This is a genomic window from Nocardia sp. CC201C (genome assembly GCF_030010695.1).
In the GTDB taxonomy this organism is placed as follows: domain Bacteria; phylum Actinomycetota; class Actinomycetes; order Mycobacteriales; family Mycobacteriaceae; genus Nocardia; species Nocardia otitidiscaviarum.
The window spans coordinates 1-4,008 of sequence record NZ_JASCXP010000545.1 but is presented as its reverse complement, the minus strand read 5'-3'; the positions used below and the strand labels follow the sequence as shown (position 1 = coordinate 4,008).

5 protein-coding genes and 1 pseudogene are annotated in these 4,008 nt (G+C 68.7%); 5 read left to right on the top strand and 1 reads right to left on the bottom strand.

All coding sequences use genetic code 11. The annotated features are described in order from the left end of the window. The 4 genes and pseudogenes from QK444_RS33710 to QK444_RS33695 form a co-directional block, all read left to right on the top strand. A pseudogene (locus QK444_RS33710) lies at positions 1-239 on the top strand (DNA repair protein RecO); the annotation flags it as partial. Between the two features lie 152 nt (positions 240-391). Next, on the top strand, positions 392-1,156 hold the full coding sequence (locus tag QK444_RS33705) for an isoprenyl transferase (protein WP_039811539.1): 765 nt from the start codon (positions 392-394) through the stop codon (positions 1,154-1,156). A gap of 47 nt (positions 1,157-1,203) precedes the next feature. Then, entirely contained in the window at positions 1,204-1,557 is a 354-nt protein-coding gene (locus QK444_RS33700; RefSeq protein WP_282786071.1) for a CesT family type III secretion system chaperone, read from the top strand. Between the two features lie 76 nt (positions 1,558-1,633). Continuing rightward, entirely contained in the window at positions 1,634-2,314 is a 681-nt protein-coding gene (locus QK444_RS33695; RefSeq protein ID WP_282786070.1) for a TetR/AcrR family transcriptional regulator, read from the top strand. A 21-nt stretch (positions 2,315-2,335) separates the two neighbouring features. Here the strand turns inward: QK444_RS33695 and QK444_RS33690 are convergent, their stop codons facing one another. Continuing rightward, positions 2,336-2,953, bottom strand: a complete 618-nt coding sequence (locus tag QK444_RS33690; RefSeq protein ID WP_282786069.1) for a TetR/AcrR family transcriptional regulator — start codon at positions 2,951-2,953, stop codon at positions 2,336-2,338. A gap of 105 nt (positions 2,954-3,058) precedes the next feature. Here QK444_RS33690 and QK444_RS33685 point away from each other — a divergent pair. Beyond that, a partial coding sequence (locus QK444_RS33685) for a hypothetical protein (RefSeq protein WP_282786068.1) occupies positions 3,059-4,008 on the top strand: 950 nt, incomplete at its 3' end.

Genomic DNA, 4,008 nt, shown 5'->3' with positions numbered 1-4,008 from the left:
GCCGCCCACCCGGCGCCGCCACCCCCGCCCTCGGCGTCCTCGACCACATGCATGCCCTGGAACGCGGCGACTGGTCGATGGTCGACACCGTCCCCGACCACCTGCGCCGCCAGGCCACCGGCCTCATCGCCGCCCACCTGCAATGGCACCTGGAACGCCAGCTCCGCACCCTCCCCCTCATCGAACGCACTCGCCCCCACGAACCCCTCGAAGCCTCGGCGGCATCCCAGGTGGGTTGATCTTCGACCCCGGTGTCCGCCAGCACTCCGGACCGCGAGCAGCGCGGCCGACTTGTGGAGAGTTGGCGGAGATAGCGACGGTCTCGGTCGGGCGCTGTGCGGCGTGGTGCAGGATTGGGGGCGTGATCGGTAATCGCAAGTCCTCCGTAGCCATGCCTGCCGTGCGTCCGCCGTCGCCGCATCCGTCGGGGGCGACGCCGCCCAAGATTCCGGCCGAGTTCGTGCCCCGACATGTGGCGCTGGTGATGGATGGCAACGGTCGGTGGGCGCAGGAGCGGGGTTTGCCGCGGACCGCGGGGCACGAGCGGGGTGAGGCCGTGCTCATGGATACCGTCGAGGGCTGTATCGAGATCGGGGTCAAGTGGCTGTCGGCGTACGCGTTCTCCACCGAGAATTGGCGGCGCAGCCCCGATGAGGTGCGCTTCCTCATGGGCTTCAACCGGGATGTGATCCGGCGGCGGCGCGACGAGATGCACGAGATGGGGGTGCGGGTGCGCTGGGCGGGGCGGCGACCGCGGTTGTGGCGCAGCGTGATCAAGGAACTCGAGGTCGCCGAGGAGCTCACCAGGGACAATACGGTGATGACCCTGACCATGTGCGTGAACTACGGCGGTCGCGCCGAGATCGCCGATGCGGCAAGGGAAATCGCGCGCCGGGTGCAGGCGGGCGAGATCGATCCGGAGAAGATCAACGAAGATACCTTCGCCCGGTTCCTGGACGAGCCGGATATGCCGGACGTGGACCTGTTCCTGCGCCCCTCGGGTGAGTTCCGCAGCTCCAACTTCCTGCTGTGGCAGTCCGCGTACGCCGAATACGTCTTCCAGGACACGCTCTTCCCGGATTTCGACCGCCGCAATCTGTGGGCCGCGTGCCTCGAATACGCCAAGCGCGACCGCCGGTTCGGCGGGGTGAAGTGAGCGAGACGACCACCGCCGAGGAACTCCAGGCCCGCGCCGGTGCGTGCCTGGAGCGCTACGACGTCCCGGTGCGGGTGGAGGACGGCGGTCTGGGCTTCCGGTACGACGGCGCGCTCTGCTCACTGCGTGGGGTGAACCTGGCTCCCGGCCTGGACGTGCTCACCCTGACCTGCGTGCTGGCCTGGGACCGGCCGCTGAAACCGCAGCTGCACAAGCGCGTCGCCGAGCGCAATGCCGGGCTCCAGTTCGGTTCCATCACGGTGATCGGCCACGACAAGCAGGCCGATGTCATCCTGCGCTACACCTTCCCGGCGGCCGGGTTGGACGATGAGGCGCTGGCGACCATGCTGCTGCTGGTGCTGTCGGGGGCGGGGCGCGCCCGGCAGGGGCTGCTGCCGTAGCGATTCGGATACGGCGGCCGTGACGTAATGAAACAGCTGCCGTATCTGTGTACCATTGTCTCTCTCAGGAGGACACGTGGAATCTGCGCTGCCCGTTCACAATCCGGACCCGAATGCGGAGACGTTGCTCGAACGCGCCTATCAGCAGGTCGTCGCGCGCGTCGACGACACCGACCCCACCCGGGCGAAACTGCTCGACGCGGCCTTCGAGCAGTTCTGCTGGCTGGGCATCCAGCGCTCGACCATGGAGGATGTGGCGCGGCGCGCCGGGGTCTCCCGCATCACCCTCTACCGCCGCTTCGCCACCAAGGACCTGCTGGTCGAAGAGGTGATACTGCGTGAGTTCCGCCGGTACTTCCGCCAGTTCTTCCTGGATATCGCGCCCGCCGAATCCGCGGCCGACCGCGTGGTGCTCGGGTTCGTGAGTTCCCTGCGCACCATCCGGAACAACCCGCTGATCGGCGGTCTGATCGCCGCGGAGCCGAATCACCTGGTGAGTTCGCTCATCGGCGACGACGGGCGCACGGTGGCGATGGTGAGTCAATTCGTGGCCGGTCAGTTGCGTCAGGAGCAGCGGGCGGGCACGGTGTCGGAGGCGGTTCAGGTCGATCTGGTGGCCGAACTCATGGTGCGCACCTGCGCGTCGTTCCTGGCGATCCCGAGCCGGATTGTCGATCTGGACGACGACGAGCGGCTGGCCGAGATCGCGCGGCGCTTCCTGGTGCCCATGCTACGGCCGGACGAGCCCGTGGACTGAGCGCACCGCCGCGAATCCCGTTCAGGCGGGAGCGATTTCGTCGGCCCGGTACTGCGGGAACAGTAGTTCGGTGCCGCGGGCGATGTCTTCCGGCGTGGTGTCGCCGATGATGAGGTGCTGCAGGATGTAGCCGGGCAGGATGCCCATGAGCGTCTTGGCGACGGCCTCGATGTCGGCGGTCTCGGGTAGCCAGCCGACGTCGCGCATCCGGCGGGCGTACTCCATCCAGAGCCCGCGGATACTGCCGATATTGGTGCGCACGAAGTCGGCGATGTGCGGATTGGTGAGCGCCAGCGACCACGCCTGGGGGAGCAGTCGCACCGGACCGCCGGGTTCGGCCTGCTGCGTGATGGTCTCGGCCATGAGGCGCACCAGCTCCGGGGGAGTGGGCAGCGGATCGCGGTGCACCGCCGCGGTGAGCGACTCGCGCAGCCCGCTGCTGGCCTGGTAGATGAGCGCGGCGACGATGTCGTCCTTGCTCTTGAAGTAGCGGTAGACGGCCCCCGCGGAGAGTCCGGCCTCGGCGAAGACGTCCTGCATGGTGGCGGTGTGCAGGCCCTTGCGGGCAAAGCAGGTCTGGGCGGCTTCGAGGATCTGCTGCCTGCGGCGTTCCAGGTGTTCTTCGCTGACTCTGGGCATGGTTCAAAAGTAAAACGAATATCCGTTCTTGACAAGCTGACAACCGGATGTCAGGGTTGTCCCATCAAAAGAGAACGAGCCTCCGATTTTCTTGGGAGCCACCTGATGAACACCACCCAGCGCGCCATCGCCCTCGGGATCGCCGCCGCCCTCATCCAGGCCGTCATGCTCATCGCCTTCGCCTGGCCCGCCGTCAATATCGGGGCGCGGGAGCTGCCCATCGCCGTGACCGGACCGCAATCGGCCGTGGTGGCCGACAAACTCACCCAGCGAGACGCGGACGCCTTCGAGATCACCACCGTCGCGGACGAATCCGCCGCCCGCACCGCCATCGACGAGCGTGAGGTGTACGGCGCCATCGTGACCGGGGACGGACAACCCCGGGTGCTGATCGCCTCCGGCGCGAGTCCCGCGGTGGCACAACAGCTCACGGCCATCGGCCAGCAGCTCGCCGGCACCCCCGCCGCTCCCGTCGAGGATGTGGTGGCCGCCGATCCCGATGATCCGCGCGGTGCCGGATTCGGCGCGATGGTGCTGCCCCTGGTGATGTCCGGTCTCGCCGCCGGGGTGCTGCTGTCCCTGCTGATTCCCGCGGTCGGCGGACGCGTCACGGGACTGTTCAGCTTCGCCGTCACCGGTGGACTGCTGAGCATGGCCATCGTGCAGGGCTGGCTGTCGATCCTGCCCGGGTCCTACTGGACACTCGCCGCCATCGCCGGTCTGGTCTCCTTCACCGTCGCCGGAACCGTGGTCGGACTGGCCACCGCCGTCGGCCGCGCGGGTATCGGACTGGCCGCGCTGACCCTGCTGCTGATCGGCAACCCCTTCTCCGGGGCCACCTCCGCTCCCGAACTCCTGCCGCAGCCCTGGGGTGTCCTCGGTCAGCTGCTGCCGCCCGGCGCGGCGGCCAGCCTGCTCCGCTCGGTGGCGTTCTTCGACGGTGCCGGTGCGGCGGCACCGCTGACCGTCCTGCTGGTCTGGGCCGCCGCGGCGCTGGCCCTGCTCGGACTGGGTGCCGTGCGTGCCCGCCGGGTCGAGGCCCCGGCCGGTGCCCC

What these genes read in the sequence shown, in the direction of transcription:
- QK444_RS33705 (WP_039811539.1), top strand. Translation starts at nt 392, where the DNA reads ATGCCTGCCGTGCGTCCGCCGTCGCCGCATCCGTCGGGGGCGACGCCG.
- QK444_RS33690 (WP_282786069.1), bottom strand. Translation starts at nt 2,953, where the DNA reads ATGCCCAGAGTCAGCGAAGAACACCTGGAACGCCGCAGGCAGCAGATC.